Source organism: Hyphomicrobium facile (assembly GCF_900116175.1).
Classification (GTDB): domain Bacteria; phylum Pseudomonadota; class Alphaproteobacteria; order Rhizobiales; family Hyphomicrobiaceae; genus Hyphomicrobium_B; species Hyphomicrobium_B facile.
The window spans coordinates 202,264-221,641 of the sequence record NZ_FPCH01000001.1; the positions used below are offsets into that span (position 1 = coordinate 202,264).

The window sequence follows — 19,378 nt, forward strand, 5'->3', positions numbered from 1 at the left end:
GCGCCTTGGGAAATGCAGAAGATGAATCCAATGTATGCAGTAGCTGCACAGCCCCCGGGCGATGGTCTCCATTGCCCGATTGCCCGGGCGGTGGTATCGGGCCGGTCGATAACGATGCCTGCCGGGATTCCTACCTTGATGCATCCCGCAGATGTTCTTGCGATGTTGAAGGATAGCGGATCATGTCCCGTCGGCCACTCGTTGGCGTCATTTGCTGCACACGCGTGCCGGAAGACCCGGTGCAGGGCGTCGCCGAGCGCTACCTTCGCGCGGCGCCATTCATCGGCGCGGACTTCGTGCTCGTTCCCTCGATGCCGGACATTTCGAACGCCGCATCCATTCTGAGCCGGCTAGACGGCGTGCTGCTGACGGGAAGTCCGTCCAACGTCGCCCCTCACCTTTACCGGAGCGCGGACGAGGGGGATGGGCCTTTCGATCCCCGGCGTGACGAGATGGCGTTCCGGCTGATATCGGAATCGGTCGAGCGGGATCGGCCGGTGCTCGGGATCTGCCGCGGCTTCCAGGAAATCGCGGTTGCCTATGGCGCGACGCTGAGGCGCGATCTCGGTGAAGCGGAGCGGGCGCAAATTCACCATACCCCGCCGGGGCTGCCGATCGAGGAGATGTTCAAGCTGGAACATCGCGTGGATCTTGCTTCCGGCGGCATCCTGGAACGCGCGATGGGGGCATCGTCGATTGTCGTCAACTCGGCGCACTTTCAGGGCGTGAGCGATCTCGGGAATAAGCTCGCCGTCGAAGCAACGAGCGCCGACGGCGTCATCGAGGGCATTCGTCCGAGCGGTGGCGAACGCGTTCTGGCCGTGCAGTGGCACCCGGAATGGCGGGTTGCCGAAAATCCGATTTCGCGCGAGCTGTTCGCGTGGTTCGGGCTGCTGCTCAAGGGCGCGAGCATGCGCGAAGCAGCCGATCTCGTCGCCGACAAGGCGCGTGCCGGCTAGTGCTTGCTGCTTAGTGCTTGAGGGCGATGACGTGCTCAAGCGCTCCCTGGACGCCGGTGAGCAGAACCTGCACGCCGATGCAGAGCAGCAAGAACGCGGATAACCGGGTGAGGATGCGCGTGCGCGCCGGACCGAGCAAATCGACAACGCGCTCGGCGTAAGCGTAACAAATGCCGACGAGTAAAGCGATCGCAAGCGCGGCGCCGCAGACGCCGGCATAGAAGGGCAACAGCTCGGCGACAGGTGAGGTCGGGCGCGTGGCGCTCAAAGCGATCGCGACCGAGATCGTTCCGGGGCCTGTCGTGAAGGGCATCGTCAGCGGGAAAAAGGCAACGTCGCTGCCCCATGCATGAGCCTTATCGGCCGTCGCGTGATCTTGCTTGCGATCTTCGGTTTCCTGCGGATTGTACAGCATGCGCCAGCCGCTGACGGCGACGACCGTGCCACCCGCGACCCGCAACGCATCGATGCTGACGCCGAAAAAGCTCATCAGCGTGGCGCCGATCAAAAGCGAAACGAGCATGACGATCGCCGAGTAGAAGGCGACGCGCCACGCGAGCCAAGTGCGTTCCGACACCGGCCGGCCGATCGTGATCTGGCTATAGATCAGGGCTCCGCCCAGCGGGTTCACAATCGAAAACAGCGCGGGGAACGCGATGAGGAAGTTTGCGGTGATCGCGCTCCAAAATTCCATGGGTGTGCTTATCAAATGGGGTGTGCTTATCAATAAGGGTGGATGATCACAATTTGCGGGCCGGATCTTCTTAGCGTCGAAAATTTGCGAGCGATAGCCTCGCCGGGGCGATGGCTACCATGCGGACGATTGCTCGCCTTTGCCGAAGACTTCCTTCAGTCGTCGCGCCGCCCCTGGCGACAGGAGTTCCGGCAGTGCGTTGAGCGCAAAGAAGCCGTGTTCGGCGATTTCGGCATTTGGAGGCGGGATGCGTTCGCGTCGCCAGTGGTCGATTTTGAAAAGGACGATGTGATCGCCCGGATAGTCGTCGAAATGTGAGTAAATGCCAATGAGGCTTGGCGGTTTTGCGATGATGACGCCCGTTTCTTCGAGCAGCTCGCGCGCCATCGCCGTCTCGATTTCCTCGCCGCGTTCCACGCCGCCGCCCGGAAAATGCCAGCCGGCGCGATAGCCGTGGCGAACGAGGAGCACGCGCGGCGTCTCATCGACAACGATGCCCTGGACGCCAAGCGTCACGGTGTCGGTGCGTTTCAGCAGAAGAGACGGCCATCGCATCAGCATGGTCCCGGTTTCCAGCCGTAGAGCCAGTCAAAGCCGGCCATGACGCGATTTGGCGGAGCGAGCTTCATGGTAGCGTTGCGGGCGACCGCCATCGCGCCTTGCATGTGATAGATGCGGCCGTTTCGCTCGGAAGCTTCAGCCACCTTTGCGACGCGCGTGCGGCGAGCCCGTTCGTATTCCCCGAGCGCTGTTTCGATATCGCCTTTTCGAGCGGCGACGGAGTTCGCCAAGGTCACCGCATCTTCGAGCGCCATGACGGCGCCTTGTGCCAGGAATGGTAATACGGGATGCGCGGCGTCGCCCAGCAGTGCGGCGCGGCCGGATGTCCAACGGTCGAGCGGCGGCATACGGTAAAGCGACCAGCTTCTCCAATTGGCTGCGCGGTGGACGAGCGTGCGGAGGGGTTCGGCGAAGACGCCGACTTTCAATTTGACGGTGTCGGCGACGGCGGGGGAATCCCAGCCTTCAATGCGTAAAGCGTCATCGGATATGACGACGAGTGCGATGTCGCGACCACCGTTGACGGGGTAGTGGACCGCGTGCGCGCCCGGCGCGAGCCAAATGTGTACGGCGTTGGGCACAAGGCCTGACGGCAAATGCTCGGCCGGTGCGACGCTGCGAAAAGCGGTTTTGCCGACCGGGATCAAAGCAGCTTTGCTGCCGTTGATCTCATCGCGTAGCGCCGACCAGAGACCGTCGGCGCCGACGAGAAGCGAGGCTTCCAGCGTTTCACCGTTAGCGGTGATCGCGCGGACGCGGTCGCGTTCGCTTGCGAAGGACACGATCTCCGTTCCGCGTGTCACGGTGATGCGTGGCTCGGCTTCGGCGCGCGCTCTCAGGGCGATATGCAAGTCGCGGCGATGGGCCGTCCAGTAGGGCGCACCGTGGCGTTCCGCGATCCAGCGGCCAAGCGGGAGGCGGGTCAGCTCGCGGCCGGTTGCGCCGTCGCGCACGCTCAATACGTCCGGACTCGCGACGGCTTTTTCCAGGAACTCGGCGACGCCGAGGTCGCGGAGAATCCGCGCGCCGTTTGGTCCGATCTGGATGCCGGCTCCTTCTTCGGGGAATTCGGAACGGCGCTCGCAAACTCGGACGTCGATGCCGGTTCGGGCGAGCGCAATTGCTGCTGCAAGGCCTCCGATGCCGGCGCCGGCGACGACGGCGCGTCCCGGTTCCGCTGTCATCGGGATTGGTCCGAGCCGATGCCGCGGCCGGCCTTCATGGCGTTAAGCAGCGTCAGCTACGAGGCTGCCCTTCGGATCGCTTTCATCGGCTTTCAGGCGCGGATCGAAGATATAGAGCGTCGAGCAATAGGGGCAGAGAATTTGATTGTCCTGGCCCATGTCGAGATAGACATGCGGATGGTCGAACGGCGCGCGCGCGCCCATGCAATTGAACTCTTTGACACCAACGAAGATTCGCTCTGCGCCAGCATCGTTTGCCAAGTGTGGGATTACGGCTCCGGCCATGCTTCACCCTTCCGCGACAGGAGATGTTTGGCCGCACCATATCCTCGTGGCATCGATGATGGTAGGGGACATAAAAGCTTTAAAACTCCAAAACTTCCGGTAGTTGAGCGGTGGCGGGCGGCATGGACCACTTTGACAGCGACGGCGTCGATATCGCCTATCTCGATACGGGCGGCGGCGACGACGGAAAGCTTCCGGTTCTGCTCATCCACGGCTTCGCTTCGAATGTGGCGACGAACTGGGTGAATACGGGATGGGTCACGTTCCTCACCAAGGCGGGTTATCGCGTCATCGCGTTCGATAATCGCGGGCATGGCGAGAGCCAGAAGCTTTATGAACTCGTCGACTACGGGGCGCCGCTGATGGCGGAAGACGCGCGCCGGCTGCTCGATCATGTCGGCGTCGCGCGGGCGCATGTGATCGGCTACTCGATGGGCGCGCGGATTGCGGCCTTCCTGGCGTTGTCGCATCCCGATCGCGTGGGGCGCGTCGTCTTCGGCGGTCTCGGCATCAACATGGTGCGCGGCATGGCGGGGACCGGGCCGATCGCACGTGCGCTCGAAGCCCCGAGCATCGACGAAGTTACGAACCCGGCTGCTCGAACGTTTCGCGCATTTGCCGAGCAGACGAAGAGCGATTTGAAAGCGCTCGCCGCGTGCATCCGGTCGTCGCGTGCGCCGATCTCGGCGGAGATGGCGGGCGAAATCGCGGCTCCCGTGCTCGTCGCTGTCGGCGATGTCGATGTGATCGGAGGGTCGGCGGAAGATCTCGCGAAGCTCATTCCGGGGGCGCGTGCCTATGTCATTCCGGGCAAGGATCACAACCGGGCGGTCGGCGACAGAAGTTTCAAAGCAGAGGCGTTGGCTTTTCTGGCAAGCGATGAGGCTTGAGCTGACGGACGCGACATGAGGGGGCGACGCGACCTGGGCGACCTGATGACCGGGCGGACACGGGGGATAATCGCGACGCCGGGATCTAGGTCGGCCAGGCCCACGCCCGCACCGAGGCTCAATCGATAGCCCCGCCGAGAGCTTGCTGATCCGCCGAAGCGCCTCTGATCGGTACGCGGTACATGCCCGATCGAAGAACGCGAGGACGGTTATTCCGGCTCGCACGCGGTACAAGTTCGAGCCCGCCCCAGCACCTCCGGGGGCGTTTTGCCAAATAGCCGTGCTCAATGACGGGAGGATTTCAGGGAGATGTCGCCTCCCAATTGAATGTGGATAACTTTTTCGAGGGGGCCGTCTGCGGCTTGACGGCCACGATGGCTGGCCGCCGCGAGTCCGCCGCACTCCGCCTTCGGTTCGACAAGCCCGAGGCCCAAATCCGTCTGAAAACGCAGCGATAATCCGTGACGATCCACACCTTAACGCGCCGTTAACCCTAACGCCGTCTACTGACCCCCGTCATGGTCTCGCGTTTTCGTCTCAGCGTATTTGTTCCTGCCGCCGTCCTGATGCTTTCAGGGCTCGGCTTGCTATGGGGCTGCGCCACGGGGCCAAATTTCGTGGTCAAGGACGATCCGTGGCGCTCGCCGGAAGAGAGAGCCTGCCTGGCGTCGGGCGCCGTGCGGGAAACGGCATTCGTCCGTCCCCGGTCGGCGTTGGGTGGTCCGAGCGTATGCGGCGCTGAAAGCCCTTTCGAGATGTCGGCCGCGGATAACGGCCGTGTCGAATTGAGACCGCCGGCATCGCTTCGCTGCCCGATGATCCCGCAGATCGATAGCTGGGTGCGAGACGTTGTCGAACCGGCGGCGCGGCGTCATTTTCGCCAGGAACTCGTCGGCCTGACGGTGCTCGCGTCCTATTCGTGCCGGGCGATGAACAGCGTCGACGGGGCGACGATCTCGGAGCACGCTTATGCGAACGCCATCGACATCGGTGGCTTCGTTCTGGCAGACGGCCGGTCGATCAGTGTTCAGCGCGGATGGGGTGGCTCGGAAGGCGAGCAAGCGTTCTTGCGCAGCGTGCATAACGGGGCCTGCCAATATTTCATGACGGTGCTTGGTCCGAACTACAACAGCTTGCACGCCGACCATTTCCATCTCGACCTTGCACACCATGGCCTTACAGGGCTGAAGAACATCTGCAAGTAATCGGCGACCGCCTCATGGCTCTGCGCGTGCAGACTTCCTCCAAATCCGCTAGAAGCGCCGCATGACTTGGGATCACGAACCGCCTCCCGGAAGCCGGCGCGGCTATCATCACGGCAACTTGCGCGAAGCCTTGATGAAGGCTGCGCTCGATTTGATTGCGCTCAAGGGACCGTCGGGTTTCACGTTCGCGGAAGCGGCCCGTGCAGCGGGCGTCAGCCCCGCAGCGCCCTATCGCCATTATCGCGACCGGGATGCGTTGATGGCGGACGTGGCGCGGCGCGCGTTCGATGCGTTCGAGGCGAAGTTGAAACAAGCTTGGGCGGGTGGCACACCCGATCCGTTCACCGCTTTTGAACGCGTGGGGCGCGCCTATCTCGATTTCGCACGGCTCGAGCCTGCGCAGTATTCGGCGATGTTTGAATCCGGCCTGTCGTTCAAGGCGTTTCCCGATCTGCATGTGGCGGGTGAACGCGCGTTCAACGTGTTGAAAGACGCGTGTTCAGCGCTCGTTGCGGGGATGCCCGAGGCCAAGCGGCCGCCTGCCATGATGATGGCGCTCCATATCTGGGCGCAAGCGCACGGTATCGCGTCGCTCTTCGCGCGCGGTGACGAGGCACGCAGGCCCATTCCGATGAGCCCCGAGGATCTCTTGGACGCTGCGGTGCTCATTTATCTAGACGGGCTTGGCGCAAGGCCGAAGAAGAACGGCTAAAAACGCGACCGAGAATCCGGCGTGAAAAACTCTGTCGACGACTTCGGGTTGTCGCACGAATGATCCGATTGTCCGCCGCGCACTATTCCGCATACAAATACTGCAGGGAATTTCGACTCGCGATGCGTCGTTCGCAGTGGGTGGTTACGCTCGGCTGCGGGCTGCAACGTTTGGCTGGTTCCTCGCGTTCGAACTTTTAAGATCGCACGAACGCGTTATTGCGAGCGTCTCTCACGAACGTTCGATTTGAAATCGATATCGGAAGATGTTTCGGAGGTGATGGATGGCCGGCAAGTGCCCCAAGTGTCAAAACATGGTCGGCGGTGTGCGTTCCGAGCAGGTAAGTATTACGAATAACGCGGGGAACTCGTTCGCCGGCGCCGCTTACACGTGCCCCCACTGCCAGACGATCCTTGGCGTGACCGTCGATCCCTACGCATTCAAGAATGAGATTGCCATCGAGCTGATGAAGCGGATGAGGGGCGGGCGGTAGGATTCGCTTCGCTTGGTCCTACCTGGTCGTTTATGGGGGAGCGCAACAGAATGACATCACGGGTTGATGCGGTCATTCTGGCGCTGCGTTCCGTGCTGAACGACGCCGAGCGAAGCCACGCCTCTTTATGGGAAACCAGAACGATCAATCGCTGGATCAACCAACTTCCCGGTGCATGGGCCTGGAGGTGGCGGCACTTAAAGCTTCGCGGGGATACTGAACGCAGGGTCAGCCGCCAGGATGCTATAGTCCATCTACGCGCGACCATCGCCTATTTGGAAGCTAACAGTTCGGCCATCGAAAACTGGTCCTTAGGCTGGCCGCGCTGGAAAAAACGCGAGGCTCATCTCAAGACCGAGCCGACCCACGTTGAATACAAGATGGTCGACGGGCCAACGTCTAACACGCGCCATTAGTGGACCTATCGAACGACAAGTTGCGCCTGACGAGCAGGGGCAGGACCGCGCAATGAAGCGTGTGCTCGCCCGCAGCAGGGCGGCAGCCATCAAGCTGTTCGGCAACGAGCCCGGACTGTTCGCCATCCTGTGAAAATCCTTCAGCACGCCCTTGAAGTCCCCTCTTGCCGACCCACTTATGTGAATGTAAAATACATTTACATCCTAACAAGGAGAGGGTGGCGATGACGCAAGTGGTTCAGACGCTCGATGATTTTGGCAGGCCCGCGTGGATTGCCGCGATGGTCTTGGGTTTCATCGTTTTCTGGCCGGTTGGGCTCACCATCCTGGCCTATATGCTCTGGAGTGGACGCATGAATTGCGGATGGCACCAAGGTCGCGGACGGTGGGAAAACAGGTTCGCCGATCGCTTTGAACGGGCGCGGTCACGCGTCGAAGAAGAAATGCGGAATTTCGGCAGAGGCGCCGCTTCGAGCGGCAACAAAGCCTTCGATGATTATCGCGATGCGACCTTGAAGCGTCTCGAGGAGGAAGAGCGGGAATTCCGCGCGTTCCTCGAACGGCTGCGGCAGGCGAAGGACAAATCCGAGTTCGATCAGTTCATGTCCGAACGCCGCGATCGTCCGGCTCCGAACGAGGGCGCAACGACCTGATTGCCGTGGAATCGACGGGGCTGCTTTCGAGCGGCCCCGTTTTTCATAGGGAAATATTAGGCGAACGGAGTGACTTGATGTTTCATCATTTCTTTCACCCACTGGCGTTTTTCATGCACGTTGTGGGGATCGCGCTCGTAGTTGTGGCGGCCGTCATGTTCCTAGGAGCTCGCCGCGGGTTTGCGCGCCATCGCTGTGGAGCGGGACGGGAGTCATATCCGCGCCGCGATACCGATAATTCAGCCTTCGAGGACTATCGGCGGGCGACGATTACGCGACTCGAGAAAGAGGCCGAGGAATTCCGGTCGTATCTCGACGGGTTGCGCCGCGCTGCAGATGCATCGGCCTTCCAGGCTTTTCTCCGGGCCCGGAAAAGCGGCGAATCGTCTGCTTCGTAGCGTTTTGCTGTTCGCCGTTCATCGGTTGCATACCGGGAATTCGCCTTTTTCCGCTTATGTTGCCGTTATTTTAGGGGTCTTGGCGACGCGCGTCGTTTATGCTTCGCCGTGACAGCCGCCGCGGGCTGGCGATTTGAGGCGAACATACCCACGGACCATCGATGCCTTGGCAATTTCTGAAGAACGCCGTTGCGGCGTATGGCGGAGGTTTGCGCTCCGCCCTCGAGCACGTCAAAGGGGCGTTCGGCCTGGAGGGCCTTCGCACTCCGGCTCAGTCGCGCGTTGCTTTCACGATTGCGGTCGTCGCTCTTGCAGCCAAGATGAGCAAAGCCGACGGCGTTTCGTTGCCGATCGAGGCTGAAGCTTTCAAGCGGCAGTTCCAGGTTCCCGATAGCGAATGCGCGCACGTTCGCAAGCTCTACGAGCTGGCGGCCCAGGACGTCGCCGGTTACGAGACATATGCTGCGCAGATCGCACGCATGCTCGATGGACAGCCGGACCTCAAGATATCCGTCCTCGAATGCCTCTTTCATATTGCGAGCGCGGATGGCGTCCTGCATCCCGATGAGGATCGCTATCTCGCGCACGTGGCCGAGATCTTCGGATTGACGCCGGGCGAGTTCCGTTGCGTCAGACGCGGATTCGTCGTCGATGCCGACGGCCCATACGAAGTCCTGCACGTCTCGCCGACGGCCTCCGACGCGGAGATCAAGGCGCGCTATCGCGAGCTCGTCAAAGGTCATCATCCCGACGCGCTTGTCTCGAAGGGCGTGCCGCCTGAATTCCTCGCGGGTGCGGAGCGCCGGCTTCAGGCGATCACCTCTGCATATGAGGCGATATTGGAAGAGCGCGGCCAACGAGTCGAAAGAGCGCTGGAACCGACGACGTGAGCTTTCCGTCCGACACACCGCTTTCGCACGACATTCATCCGGCCGAGAACCGCGAGGCGCGGCGCGGCGGGGTGAAGCCGTCGCTGCTCATTCTGCACTACACGGGAATGTCCACAGCGGCCAAGGCGATCGACTGGCTCGGGCGCGCCGAAAGCGGCGTGTCGTGCCACTACGTCATCGACGAAGCGGGGCGCATCACGCAACTCGTGCCCGAAGAGCAGCGCGCGTGGCACGCCGGCGTCTCGTACTGGCGCGGCGAGACGGATATCAACTCGCATTCGATCGGCATCGAGATTCATAATCCCGGTCATGAGCACGGGTACCCTGATTTTCCGCCCGATCAGATGGCGGCCGTCGTGGCGTTGTCGAAAGATATCGTGCGCCGCCATCGCATCGCGCCGGAGAATGTTCTCGCGCATTCGGATGTGGCTCCGGGCAGAAAGATCGATCCCGGCGAAAAGTTCGACTGGCTGCTGCTGGCGAAAGAGGGCCTTGGTCTCTGGGTGCGTCCGTCACCCGTTCGGGCGGATGATCCCGGCCTCGGGCTCGGGGATTCCGGTTCGCGGATAGCGCGCATGCAGGAGCGCCTTGCGTCCTACGGTTACGATGTCGAGGCGACGGGCACGCTCGATGCGGCTACGGAGAAAGTCCTCAGGGCGTTCCAGTTGCATTTTCGTCCGCGCCGTGTCGACGGCCGGCTCGACCGGTCAACGGAAGTCACGTTGGAGCGGCTGATCGAAGCCTCCGGTAAACGCACCGCCGCTTGACGGACGCTGGCCGCTGATGTTGATGCGACATCGTGCGCCCACCGAGTGCGGGGGCATTCCGCAGGGGGTGCGGAAAACTCAAGCAACACCGAAACGGGATCAACCTTGTTCAAGCCGCGCCGGCCAGAGTTCCTGGCGCTTATCGTTGCGATCTACGTGGCGCTGGTTCTCAATCAGCCCTTCTGGCGGAAATTTGCCGGTGTTGTCGCTCCGTCTGACCTCGACGATTGGCTGTTCGCCGCGGCGGTAGTGACGTCCTCAGTGCTTGTCGCGTATCTCGTTTTGCTGGCGCTGTCGGCAAAGCCGCTCCTGCGCATCCTCTTGCTGATCCTGCTGCCGGCGATGGCGGCCGCCGCTTACTTCATGGGCGAATATGGCATCGTCATCGACGTGCACATGGTTCGCAATGTTTTCGAGACCGACACGCGCGAGGCGAACGATCTCATCACCCTCAAGCTCGTTGCATATGTCGTCCTGCTTGGACTTGCTCCCGCGGTTCTCTTCTGGCTCGTGCCGTGGACGAAGCAATCGTATCGCGAGGAGACGGCGGGCAAGCTCAAGGCGGCGGCTGCTTCGCTTTTGCTTCTCGTCGCCGTGATGCTGCCCGTATGGGGCAACTTCATCTCGCTCGGCCGCGACCATCGCGAACTCAAGATGACGCTGACGCCCATCAATTTCTTTTCGGCGCTGACAAGCTATTGGCGGCAGGAGAAGCGCAAGCGGGCGAAGACCATCGCTTCCTACGGTGAGGATGCCCACCAGAGCGTTTCCGGTGGTTCTCGGAAATCGCTATTCGTCCTCGTGGTCGGCGAAACGGCGCGCGCCGATCATTTCTCGATCAATGGATATCCCAAGCCGACAAACCCCGGGCTTTCCAAGATCGGCGATCTCATCAACTACAGCCAGGCCTACTCGTGCGGCACGGATACGGCGCAGTCGGTGCCGTGCATTTTCTCGGGGCTTGGCCGCGATGGCTTCACGAACGCCAAGGCGGACGCACGCGAAAATCTTCTCGACATCTTCAAGCGCGCGGGCCTCGACGTCGTGTGGCGAGAAAATCAATCGGGATGCAAGGGCGTGTGCGCGCGCATTCCGACGGAGACGCTGACCGGTCACAAAGTTCCGACGTTCTATGCGAGCACCCAGAACTTCGACGATATTCTCGTCGATGGCCTCGACGCGCGTATCGCGAAGCTAGATCGCGATACGGTGATCGTTTTGCACATGATGGGCAGCCACGGTCCGGCCTACTGGAAGCGCTATCCGGAAAAGTTCGAGACGTTCAAGCCGGCGTGCAAGGACTCGCAGTTCAGCCGCTGCGAACTTCAGGATATCGTCAACGCTTACGACAACTCGATCCTCTACACCGACCACGTTCTGGCGCGTCTCATCGAAACGCTGAAAGGGGCGGCGAGCCGCGGCGTCGATGCGGGCATGATCTATGTGTCCGATCACGGCGAGAGCCTCGGCGAGAACGGCATGTATCTTCACGGCATGCCGTACGTGATCGCGCCTGAAGCACAAATTCACGTGCCGATGTTCGTCTGGCTGTCACCGGAGATGAAGGAAGCTCGCGGTCTCGATCAAGGCTGCATGGTCAGCCGCAGCGGCAGCCGCGTCGGGCACGATAATATTTTTCATTCGAGCCTCGGGATCATGGGTGTGGCGACCCGCGTTTACGATCCGTCGCTCGATCTCTTTGCGCCCTGCCGGAAGCCGGCGTCCTGATCCAACGTGAACGAGATAACGTAGCAAAATCGTGCGGTGACGCGACGATTTCGCCTTGCGGCGCGACGAAAATGATATCCCCGGGGGATCCGGACTCATGCATGATCAGTCTGCAAAAGGTTTGTTTGAAAGTTCAGGCATGATCCGCAGGTTGGCCGGTCTGGCGTTGTCGATCTTGATCTGCAGCGCTGGTTTTGCCGTTGCGGATCAGCCCATCGGGCCTGTGTTGAAGAACGCGGAGATAAACGCCCGCACCATTACGACCGCGCTGTTTCAGGCAAAGCCCGGCGCGAAGCCCGACTTTTCGGGGAAGAACCTCGTCTATCTCGATCTTTCCGAGCTGAATTTCAAAGGCGCGAACCTCGCAAACTCCGATTTCTACGGGACGGATTTCACCGGCGCCGATCTCAAGGGCACCGATCTCTCGCATACGCGGCTTGACCGTTCGGTTCTGATGCGCGCCGACCTTTCCGGCGCCAATCTGACCGGCGCGACGATCCTTCGCCCGACGATCTATGCGGATCTCTCGAACAACACGCTCGATGCGCCGCGCTTCGCGGGCGCGAATTTGACGGAAGTGCACGTGCAGGCCGAACTCTCAGGGTCTGATTTCAGGGGCGCGGATTTGTCGAGGGCGAACTTTTATCCGCTCGAGGGCCGGCCCGGCGAAGGGACGCTGGCGACTGCCTACCGCAACATTCTGAAGTACTGCGATTTCTCCGGCGCGCGGTTGCGCGATGCCAATATGGAGCGCGCCGTGTTGTGGTTTGCGAAGTTCACAGGCGCTGATCTCAAGGGCGTCAACTTCAGGGATGCCGATCTCTCCCGCGCGGACTTCGCGGGCGCGGACATTTCCGGCGTAGACTTCACCGGTGCAGATCTCGACGGTGCGAACTTCGTCGGCGCAATCGGGGTCACCGAAGTCAAAGGTCTCGACCGGGCGATCAATCTCGATCGCGCACTCAGATAACCCCTCGAGAATCTTCGCGTGGCTGACGCGAAGCTGACTTATGCGCCAATCCGGCAAATGGATACGGCTTTTAACGGTTGTTAAACTGTTTATTCTCAATCTATTAACGTCACATTAGATGACCGGGGGGCCGACATGTCCGCGCAGATTCATGCCAAGGTGTTCAGTCAGCGTTCGGTTGCTTTGATTGCTCTTACGATTGCGACCGCATTGCCCATCGTTTGGGCTTCGGCGGCGAATGCAGTCAGTCTTCGCGTGAAGCTCGCCTGCTCGCGCGACTACTATGCGCTCTGCAGCCAGTACGCGTCCGATAGTCCTGAAGTTCGCCAGTGCATGCGCGCTGCGGGTGAGAAGCTTTCTCCCCGCTGCATCAATGCGCTCATCCAGGCGGGCGAGGTGAGCCAGGAAGAAGTTTCGCACCGCGCCGCCCAACTCCGGTAGTCCTCTGATGGCCCCGGCTGCTCCCTGCGGGAGCCGACCGCCGGGGCGGGTCGTGGTTCCGATTGGTTTGATTAATAGGAACTTGACTTGCGCGTCACGAACTTCGCTTATGTTGATCTCCGTCGGCCGCAAGCCTGTTGACGCGTAACAGGCAGAAACCATCGGCCGCGTGAGCAACGAGGGCGGTGCGCATGGTCGACCTTCAGCCGTGGCGGCAAATCGAGGTTCCTGAACCTCGCGCGGATGAGTTCTACGAAATCGACCTATTCGACCGGCGATACCGCTTTCATGGATTGAAGGCGCTGCTCGGTGCCGCCGATTTCGACAAGGCAGGGGATCGCAACTGCGGTCTCGCCGCGAAGGATGATGTCGAGCGCGAAGCGGCGCGGTCGATCCTCTCGGGTTTGACGCTTCAACACCTTTACGATCGCCCGCTGACGGACGATCAGGGCCGCGTCGATTCGGTGATGCGGATCAATTACGGCATCGATCGCGATGCATTCGCCGAGATCGCATCGAAGACGCTCGGCGAAATCAAGAATCTTCTGCTCAGGGCGAAGAGCTCGGAAGCCAAGCGCATCGGCGGGGCCCTTACGGGCGTGATGGCGGCAGCAGTCGCCAAGCTCATGGACGTGCACGAACTCGTCTATGCCGCCAAGAAGCTCAAGCGGTCCGGCAAGGCGCGCACACTCGTCGGTGCTCCCGGCACGCTGTCGTCGCGGCTGCAGCCCAACCATCCGACCGACGATCTCGATGCGATGACGGCGTTGATCTACACGGGGCTCTCGATGGGTTCGGGCGACGCGCTGCTCGGTCTCAACCCGGCGATCGACACGGTCGAGAACATCAGCAAAACGCTCAAGCATCTGGACAAGCTGCGCCGGGAGACGGGTGCGCCGACGCAGATTTGCGTGCTGTCGCACGTCAAGACGCAGCTCGCCTGTCTCGAAAGCGGGGCGCCGGTCGAGATCATGTTCCAATCGCTCGCCGGCACCGACCGGACGCTGATCGAAGAATTCGACGTGACGGCCGACGTGCTCGACCAAGCCTATACGACGATGGCGAAGCATGGACCGCTGGCCGGCGAAGCGGCGCAGTTCATGTATTTCGAGACGGGTCAGGGCAGCGAGCTGACCTACAGCAAGCACAACGGCATCGACATGACGACGACGGAGGCGCTCTGCTACGGGCTCGCCCGGCGCTATGATCCGTTCATGGTCAACAACGTTACCGGGTTCATCGGGCCCGAAACGCATCGCTCGAACTTCGAGATGATCGTGTCGAACCTGCAGGATCATTTCATGGGCAAGCTGTTGGGCCTGCCGATGGGAATGGCACCCTGTTACACGCTGCATTCCGAGATCACGATGGAAGGCCAGCAGATTGCCGCCGAATTGCTGACGGCGGCGGGCGCGAACTATTTCATGGACGTCTATCTCTCGATCGACCGGATGCTCGCGTATTTCGATACGTGCGGGCATGACGATCAGACGATGCGCGAAGTTCACGGGCTATCGCCTGCGCCGGAATTTCTCGAATGGGCGATCGAGCGCGGAATTTTTGCGCGCGACGAAGATGGTGAAGTCGAGCGCGGCCCGAACTGGGGCAATCCGAAGATCTTCTGCTCGGATGAAGAGTTCGAGCGGTTGCGCAAAAATCTTCCCGCCGCTTACGGCTTCGAAAGTGCGGGGCCGCGGCCAACGGAGCAGGTATCGCGCGCCATCAAGGCGAACCTCGCGGCAGCGCGCGAAGCGATTTACGCCGAGGTTACGCCGGAGCGCATGGGGACAATCGATTTCCGGCGTGTCGCGACGTCGGCGGAGAGCAAGGAAGCGCATCTCAGTCATCCGGACCGCGGCGCGAAGCCATCGGACGAGATGATTGCGGAATTGAAGCCCGAAAGAGCCGACGTGCAGATCATCGTCTCCGATGGTCTCTCGGCGGAGGCGGTGCATCACAACATTCCGGATCTTCTTCCGAAACTGCTCGAAGGGCTCAGCCAACAGAAGATCACGGCGGGCAAGCCGATCCTCGCACCCTATGGCCGGGTGAAGCTCGCCGAAGCGCTGGGCGACGCGTTGCAGCCGAAGCTCGTCATCAACCTCATCGGTGAGCGGCCGGGCGGGGATGCCTTGGCGTCGCGCAGCATGTCCGCCTATATCGCGTACAGGCTGGACGATGACTCGAAGAAAGCCGCGGCGCAGTTCAGCGGCAATCCGGATGTTCGTTACGAATACACGGTGATCTCAAACATTTATTCGGGTGGCCTGCCGCCCGCCGAGGCAGCGATGCAGATCGCCGAACGCGTCCAGCAAATTCTGACGGCGAAAGCCGCCGGCAATCGCCTGGAACGCGCCGTCCACGACCGTTCGCACAACATGCGCGCGAGTTTGGCTGTTTAATTGGCCCCGGCGAAGTCCTTTGATTGCCCCGGCGACTCCCCTGCGGGGAGCCGGCCGCCGGGGCGGGCTTGTGGAGCCAGCCGTGGTTTGTCCAATTCCGTCATCCTCGAAGGCGCGAGCATTGCGAGCGTGTTCGGGGATCCAGCATAAAGCTGCCGAAGGCTCAATATCGTGTCTTCGACGAGTCTTACGCTGGATCTCCGGCCGTTATTCGGTCCGCTCATTCGGCCGAAGATGACGGTAAACGGCGTGCTCAGGCCCTTGACGTTTTGGCTCGCAGGTCGCTTATCTCCGCTACCAGCCGGCTGGACGGCCGCTGTCGGACTTCGTTGTGGCGAAGCGGGCTCTAAAGGCTCGCGAGCAAACACTTCCGGCAGAGGAAAGTCCGGGCTCCATGAGGAACACGGTGGCGGCTAACGGCCGCCGGGGGCGACCCCAGGGAAAGTGCCACAGAAAACATACCGCCAAGCCGGACCGCCTTCGGGCCAAGTCCGTCGGTAAGGGTGAAAAGGTGCGGTAAGAGCGCACCGCGCTTCTGGTAACAGCAGCGGCAGGGCAAACCCCACCGGGAGCAAGATCAAATAGGGGTGGGCGCGCGGAGCGGGAAACCGCAGACGCAAGGCGCGTTCTTCACGCTACCCACCCGGGTTGATTGCACGAGGCGCTTGGCGACAGGCGTCCCAGATGAATGGCCGTCGCGGAGGGCAACCTCCAGACAGAACCCGGCTTACAGGCCGGCTGGTATTTCTTCGTCGGTGTCGTTGATGGGAATGCGCTCCGGGCCGACGACGAGCTTCCGGTAGAGATGCCACGTCGCGTGGCCGAGGATCGGCAGAACGATCGCCAATCCGACGAGCAGCGGTAGTGCGCCGAGCACTAATCCAACCGCCACGATCAATCCCCATAGTGCGACCGGTCCTGGATTTTCGACGGATGCGCGAACCGATGTTCGAACGGCCGTGCCGACGCTTACGTCGCGATCGACGAGCATCGGGAACGACACGACGCTGATCACGAGCACGACGAGCGCAAACATGAAGCCGACCAGGTTGCCGTAGATGATAAGGTCGGTGCCTTTCGATGTCCCTGTCACTTCATGGACGAAGTCGGAAAGGGATGCCGGCTCACCGCCCATTATCTGCGTGTACATCAGGTTCGCGGCGTAGAGCCAAGCGACGAAGAGCACCGCCAAAACGAAGCCCAGCGTCAAGATCCCGCCCATTCCGGGACGGTGTACGACCTCGATCGCCTGGGTCGCATAGGGATCAAGCCCTTCCTCGCGCTTGCGGCTCAGTTCGTAAAGTCCAACCGCTACGAACGGGCCGAGCAGGGCGAAGCCCGCCGCCATCGGATAGACGAGTGACAGCAACCCGTATCCGAAGAGGATGCGAGCGAGGATGATGCCCACGACCGGATAGATGAAGAACGCAAAGAAGACGTGCGTCGGCATCGCGCGGAAGTCCTCAAGGCCTTCGAGGAGAGAGTTCCAAACGTCGGCTGTCGTTATCTTTCGGATTGCCGGATCGGTGTCGCGCCAAAGGATGGACGCTGGCCATCGTAAATTCAGGCCGGGAGAGGTTCGGGAGTGCGCGGCTCCAGGTCGAGGAATGGAATTCGCCATAGCGGCACCTGTCTAGTTGGGGCGCCAAGGGATCGATCGAGGGATCAACCGTCCATGGCGCCGGATGTGGGCCCCCCGTCGCCTGCTGAGTAGAGGATGCGCCCTTATCCGAAGGCTTCAAATCAGGTCTGCGTTACTGCTAACTCTATTCGAAAATAGTTATAATCTTCATTGCTTTATGCGGTTTATCTCAATCTCCGCTTGAGGTCTGAGGGCGCTTTATTGTGGACAGTCGGTGCAATTCCGCTTCGCACCACCAAATATCCTTAATAATCCGTTGACGACCATCAAATCCCATGCGATCCCATAAAGGCCCGTCCGCACCGGGCAGGACACCGTGGCAGGGCGCCGGTTTGGTAGAGGGCCCAAAATCGAGCGACCGCCACGGCCCCTTTCTTCGTTTTGTTTTGTTTGTTTCGGGCTACACGCGTTTCGCGCGCCGGCCGCCCGAAACGGAAGTCTCGATTTGGTTCAGGCGGCCAGCTCCCCGAAGGAGAGCCGCCGGGACCAACCAAAAGCGTAACCAGGTACCCGAGTGGAGGACGAAATTCGTTAGCTGAGGGATGGACCGCTTTGTCTCGACATTCACAAACAAGATCGACGCCAAAGGCAGGGTCTCCATTCCAGCCTCGTTTCGCGCCGTTCTCGAGCGCGACGGTTACGCCGGCGGAATCGCGGGCGGTCTCTACTGCTACCCCTCGCTCGATGCTCAAGCGCTCGATGCAGGCGGCGAAAGACTTGCAAAGAAAATCGACGGGCTTCTCGCGGGCCTGCCGGACTATTCGGATGAGCGCGATGAACTGTCTGTCGCACTCTACGGCGACGTCCAGGTTCTCTCGATCGATGGCGACGGCCGCATCGTCCTTCCTGAAAGCCTTCGCGCCCACGCCCACTTGGACGCCGCCGTCTCGTTTGTCGGCCTTGGTGAAAAGTTCCAGATGTGGGAGCCCAAGCGCTTCGAAGAGCGCCGGGCCGAAGCACGAAGCAAAATCCAGGTAACGCGAAAACTTTTTGCAGCGGGGAGCCGCCCGTCTGGTGACGGCGGCGACGAGGGGGCACGGGAATGACGCGCGGTGGCGGGGCAGAGGGAGCCTCGCAGGGGCCGGCTGAAAAGCCTACGCGCCACATTCCCGTGCTCGTCTCGGAAGTTCTCGAGACGCTGACGCCGAAGGACGGCGAGATCTACGTCGACGGGACATTTGGCGCGGGCGGCTATACGCGTGCCATTCTCGGTGCTGCAAACTGCCGTGTGCTTGCTCTCGATCGCGATCCGACGGCCATCGCCAATTCCACCGGTCTGGTCGACGAAGCCGGCGGGCGGCTGAAGGTCGTGGAATCTCCGTTCAGCCAGATGGAAGACGCCGTCCGCGAGCACCTATCCGGCGCGCAGGTTGACGGCGTCGTTCTCGATATCGGCGTTTCGTCGATGCAACTCGATGATGCCGAGCGCGGGTTTTCATTCCAATCCGACGGGCCGCTCGACATGCGGATGTCGTCGTCCGGAATGAGCGCCGCTGATTTTCTCAACACGGCCGAAGAAGAAGAGATCGCGAACGTGATTTACACGTTCGGTGAAGAGCACCGCTCGCGCGCAATCGCTCGCGCCATCGTCAGGAAGCGAGACGAGGCGAGGCTCACGCGGACGCGGGAACTCGCCGATATCGTCCTGCATGTGTTTCACGGACGGAAGGTCGACGGGCGGCACCCGGCGACGCGGACGTTTCAAGCATTGAGAATTTTCGTCAACGACGAGCTAGGCGAACTTGCCAACGCGCTGTCGGCGGCCGAGCGCATATTGAAGCCCGGCGGACGCCTCGTCGTCGTCAGTTTTCACAGCCTGGAAGACAGGATCGTCAAAAAATTTCTTGTTGAGCGGAGCGGGAAGACGGCGGGCGGCTCCCGGCACTTGCCGCCGGAATCGATAAAATCCCGCGAGCCGAGTTTCCGAATTGTTAACTCCCGCCCGTTAACACCTTCTAAAGGTGAATTGGAAGTGAACCCTCGTTCGCGGTCAGCACGTTTGCGGGCGGCAACCCGCACGGACGCTGCAGTTTGGCCGTTGGATTTAGACGTGATGGGGGTCCCTCAACACCGCTAATGCTGAGCTTG

General features: G+C 61.3%; 20 protein-coding genes, 1 other RNA gene and 1 pseudogene. 17 read left to right on the plus strand and 5 right to left on the minus strand.

Annotation, left to right across the window (positions count from 1 at the left end; all coding sequences use genetic code 11):
• Positions 1–182 precede the first annotated feature (182 nt).
• The gene (locus BM399_RS00990; protein WP_092862987.1) at positions 183–959 is read left to right on the plus strand and encodes a gamma-glutamyl-gamma-aminobutyrate hydrolase family protein; all 777 of its coding nucleotides are present in this window, start codon (positions 183–185) and stop codon (positions 957–959) included.
• Between the two features lie 10 nt (positions 960–969).
• Here the strand turns inward: BM399_RS00990 and BM399_RS00995 are convergent, their stop codons facing one another.
• From BM399_RS00995 to BM399_RS01010, 4 genes are all read right to left on the minus strand, one after another.
• Positions 970–1,653, minus strand: coding sequence for a MarC family protein (locus tag BM399_RS00995; RefSeq protein ID WP_092862990.1), 684 nt, complete (start codon positions 1,651–1,653; stop codon positions 970–972).
• A 114-nt stretch (positions 1,654–1,767) separates the two neighbouring features.
• Positions 1,768–2,214 (minus strand): NUDIX domain-containing protein, encoded by a 447-nt coding sequence (locus BM399_RS01000; RefSeq protein WP_092862993.1) that lies wholly within the window; start codon positions 2,212–2,214, stop codon positions 1,768–1,770.
• The gene (locus tag BM399_RS01005; RefSeq protein WP_092862996.1) at positions 2,208–3,398 is read right to left on the minus strand and encodes an FAD-dependent monooxygenase; all 1,191 of its coding nucleotides are present in this window, start codon (positions 3,396–3,398) and stop codon (positions 2,208–2,210) included. Before BM399_RS01005 ends, BM399_RS01000 begins: the two co-directional genes overlap by 7 nt.
• A gap of 42 nt (positions 3,399–3,440) precedes the next feature.
• Positions 3,441–3,683, minus strand: coding sequence for a zinc-finger domain-containing protein (locus BM399_RS01010; protein ID WP_092862999.1), 243 nt, complete (start codon positions 3,681–3,683; stop codon positions 3,441–3,443).
• Positions 3,684–3,805: 122 nt separating this feature from the next.
• On the opposite strand from BM399_RS01010, the gene BM399_RS01015 reads away from it, so the two are divergent.
• From BM399_RS01015 to rnpB, 14 genes are all read left to right on the plus strand, one after another.
• Complete coding sequence (locus tag BM399_RS01015; RefSeq protein WP_092866061.1) at positions 3,806–4,573, plus strand: alpha/beta fold hydrolase; 768 nt, start codon at positions 3,806–3,808, stop codon at positions 4,571–4,573.
• A gap of 518 nt (positions 4,574–5,091) precedes the next feature.
• Complete coding sequence (locus BM399_RS01020) at positions 5,092–5,778, plus strand: extensin-like domain-containing protein (RefSeq protein WP_092863001.1); 687 nt, start codon at positions 5,092–5,094, stop codon at positions 5,776–5,778.
• A gap of 61 nt (positions 5,779–5,839) precedes the next feature.
• Positions 5,840–6,490, plus strand: coding sequence for a TetR/AcrR family transcriptional regulator (locus BM399_RS01025; RefSeq protein WP_092863004.1), 651 nt, complete (start codon positions 5,840–5,842; stop codon positions 6,488–6,490).
• A gap of 283 nt (positions 6,491–6,773) precedes the next feature.
• The gene (locus BM399_RS01030; RefSeq protein ID WP_092863007.1) at positions 6,774–6,983 is read left to right on the plus strand and encodes a hypothetical protein; all 210 of its coding nucleotides are present in this window, start codon (positions 6,774–6,776) and stop codon (positions 6,981–6,983) included.
• Positions 6,984–7,033: 50 nt separating this feature from the next.
• Positions 7,034–7,399 (plus strand): hypothetical protein, encoded by a 366-nt coding sequence (locus BM399_RS01035; RefSeq protein WP_143111297.1) that lies wholly within the window; start codon positions 7,034–7,036, stop codon positions 7,397–7,399.
• 224 nt (positions 7,400–7,623) lie between these two features.
• Positions 7,624–8,052 (plus strand): DUF2852 domain-containing protein, encoded by a 429-nt coding sequence (locus BM399_RS01040; protein ID WP_092863013.1) that lies wholly within the window; start codon positions 7,624–7,626, stop codon positions 8,050–8,052.
• Between the two features lie 155 nt (positions 8,053–8,207).
• Positions 8,208–8,450, plus strand: coding sequence for a DUF2852 domain-containing protein (locus BM399_RS01045; RefSeq protein ID WP_244531116.1), 243 nt, complete (start codon positions 8,208–8,210; stop codon positions 8,448–8,450).
• Positions 8,451–8,611: 161 nt separating this feature from the next.
• Positions 8,612–9,340: a molecular chaperone DjiA gene (locus tag BM399_RS01050; RefSeq protein ID WP_092863019.1), complete on the plus strand. Its 729-nt coding sequence runs from the start codon at positions 8,612–8,614 to the stop codon at positions 9,338–9,340.
• Positions 9,337–10,107 carry an N-acetylmuramoyl-L-alanine amidase gene (locus tag BM399_RS01055; RefSeq protein ID WP_092863022.1) on the plus strand — a complete coding sequence of 257 codons (771 nt, stop codon included), beginning with the start codon at positions 9,337–9,339 and terminating at the stop codon, positions 10,105–10,107. The genes BM399_RS01050 and BM399_RS01055 overlap by 4 nt, the downstream gene beginning before the upstream one ends.
• 105 nt (positions 10,108–10,212) lie before the next feature.
• Complete coding sequence (locus BM399_RS01060) at positions 10,213–11,835, plus strand: phosphoethanolamine transferase (RefSeq protein ID WP_092863025.1); 1,623 nt, start codon at positions 10,213–10,215, stop codon at positions 11,833–11,835.
• A 139-nt stretch (positions 11,836–11,974) separates the two neighbouring features.
• Positions 11,975–12,805: a pentapeptide repeat-containing protein gene (locus BM399_RS01065; protein WP_092866064.1), complete on the plus strand. Its 831-nt coding sequence runs from the start codon at positions 11,975–11,977 to the stop codon at positions 12,803–12,805.
• A gap of 135 nt (positions 12,806–12,940) precedes the next feature.
• On the plus strand, positions 12,941–13,246 hold the full coding sequence (locus BM399_RS01070; RefSeq protein ID WP_092863028.1) for a hypothetical protein: 306 nt from the start codon (positions 12,941–12,943) through the stop codon (positions 13,244–13,246).
• A gap of 191 nt (positions 13,247–13,437) precedes the next feature.
• A complete protein-coding gene (gene eutB / locus BM399_RS01075) occupies positions 13,438–15,648 on the plus strand; it encodes an ethanolamine ammonia-lyase (protein WP_092863031.1) in 2,211 nt (736 codons plus the stop codon).
• A gap of 297 nt (positions 15,649–15,945) precedes the next feature.
• Positions 15,946–16,394, plus strand: an RNA gene (rnpB, locus tag BM399_RS01080) — RNase P RNA component class A.
• 41 nt (positions 16,395–16,435) lie between these two features.
• On the opposite strand, the pseudogene BM399_RS01085 reads toward rnpB, so the two are convergent.
• Positions 16,436–17,269, minus strand: a pseudogene (locus tag BM399_RS01085) (DUF2189 domain-containing protein); the annotation flags it as partial.
• 563 nt (positions 17,270–17,832) lie between these two features.
• On the opposite strand from BM399_RS01085, the gene BM399_RS01090 reads away from it, so the two are divergent.
• Positions 17,833–18,336: a division/cell wall cluster transcriptional repressor MraZ gene (locus BM399_RS01090; RefSeq protein ID WP_092863034.1), complete on the plus strand. Its 504-nt coding sequence runs from the start codon at positions 17,833–17,835 to the stop codon at positions 18,334–18,336.
• Positions 18,333–19,367: a 16S rRNA (cytosine(1402)-N(4))-methyltransferase RsmH gene (rsmH, locus tag BM399_RS01095; protein WP_092863037.1), complete on the plus strand. Its 1,035-nt coding sequence runs from the start codon at positions 18,333–18,335 to the stop codon at positions 19,365–19,367. The genes BM399_RS01090 and rsmH overlap by 4 nt, the downstream gene beginning before the upstream one ends.
• Positions 19,368–19,378: the final 11 nt, after the last annotated feature.

Excerpts from the sequence above, each read along its gene's own strand:
- BM399_RS00990 (WP_092862987.1), top strand. The coding sequence starts at position 183 with ATGTCCCGTCGGCCACTCGTTGGCGTCATTTGCTGCACACGCGTGCCG.
- BM399_RS00995 (WP_092862990.1), bottom strand. The coding sequence starts at position 1,653 with ATGGAATTTTGGAGCGCGATCACCGCAAACTTCCTCATCGCGTTCCCC.
- BM399_RS01000 (WP_092862993.1), bottom strand. The coding sequence starts at position 2,214 with ATGCTGATGCGATGGCCGTCTCTTCTGCTGAAACGCACCGACACCGTG.
- BM399_RS01005 (WP_092862996.1), bottom strand. The coding sequence starts at position 3,398 with ATGACAGCGGAACCGGGACGCGCCGTCGTCGCCGGCGCCGGCATCGGA.
- BM399_RS01010 (WP_092862999.1), bottom strand. The coding sequence starts at position 3,683 with ATGGCCGGAGCCGTAATCCCACACTTGGCAAACGATGCTGGCGCAGAG.
- BM399_RS01015 (WP_092866061.1), top strand. The coding sequence starts at position 3,806 with ATGGACCACTTTGACAGCGACGGCGTCGATATCGCCTATCTCGATACG.
- BM399_RS01020 (WP_092863001.1), top strand. The coding sequence starts at position 5,092 with ATGGTCTCGCGTTTTCGTCTCAGCGTATTTGTTCCTGCCGCCGTCCTG.
- BM399_RS01025 (WP_092863004.1), top strand. The coding sequence starts at position 5,840 with ATGACTTGGGATCACGAACCGCCTCCCGGAAGCCGGCGCGGCTATCAT.
- BM399_RS01030 (WP_092863007.1), top strand. The coding sequence starts at position 6,774 with ATGGCCGGCAAGTGCCCCAAGTGTCAAAACATGGTCGGCGGTGTGCGT.
- BM399_RS01035 (WP_143111297.1), top strand. The coding sequence starts at position 7,034 with ATGACATCACGGGTTGATGCGGTCATTCTGGCGCTGCGTTCCGTGCTG.
- BM399_RS01040 (WP_092863013.1), top strand. The coding sequence starts at position 7,624 with ATGACGCAAGTGGTTCAGACGCTCGATGATTTTGGCAGGCCCGCGTGG.
- BM399_RS01045 (WP_244531116.1), top strand. The coding sequence starts at position 8,208 with ATGTTCCTAGGAGCTCGCCGCGGGTTTGCGCGCCATCGCTGTGGAGCG.
- BM399_RS01050 (WP_092863019.1), top strand. The coding sequence starts at position 8,612 with ATGCCTTGGCAATTTCTGAAGAACGCCGTTGCGGCGTATGGCGGAGGT.
- BM399_RS01065 (WP_092866064.1), top strand. The coding sequence starts at position 11,975 with ATGATCCGCAGGTTGGCCGGTCTGGCGTTGTCGATCTTGATCTGCAGC.
- BM399_RS01070 (WP_092863028.1), top strand. The coding sequence starts at position 12,941 with ATGTCCGCGCAGATTCATGCCAAGGTGTTCAGTCAGCGTTCGGTTGCT.
- eutB (WP_092863031.1), top strand. The coding sequence starts at position 13,438 with ATGGTCGACCTTCAGCCGTGGCGGCAAATCGAGGTTCCTGAACCTCGC.
- BM399_RS01090 (WP_092863034.1), top strand. The coding sequence starts at position 17,833 with ATGGACCGCTTTGTCTCGACATTCACAAACAAGATCGACGCCAAAGGC.
- rsmH (WP_092863037.1), top strand. The coding sequence starts at position 18,333 with ATGACGCGCGGTGGCGGGGCAGAGGGAGCCTCGCAGGGGCCGGCTGAA.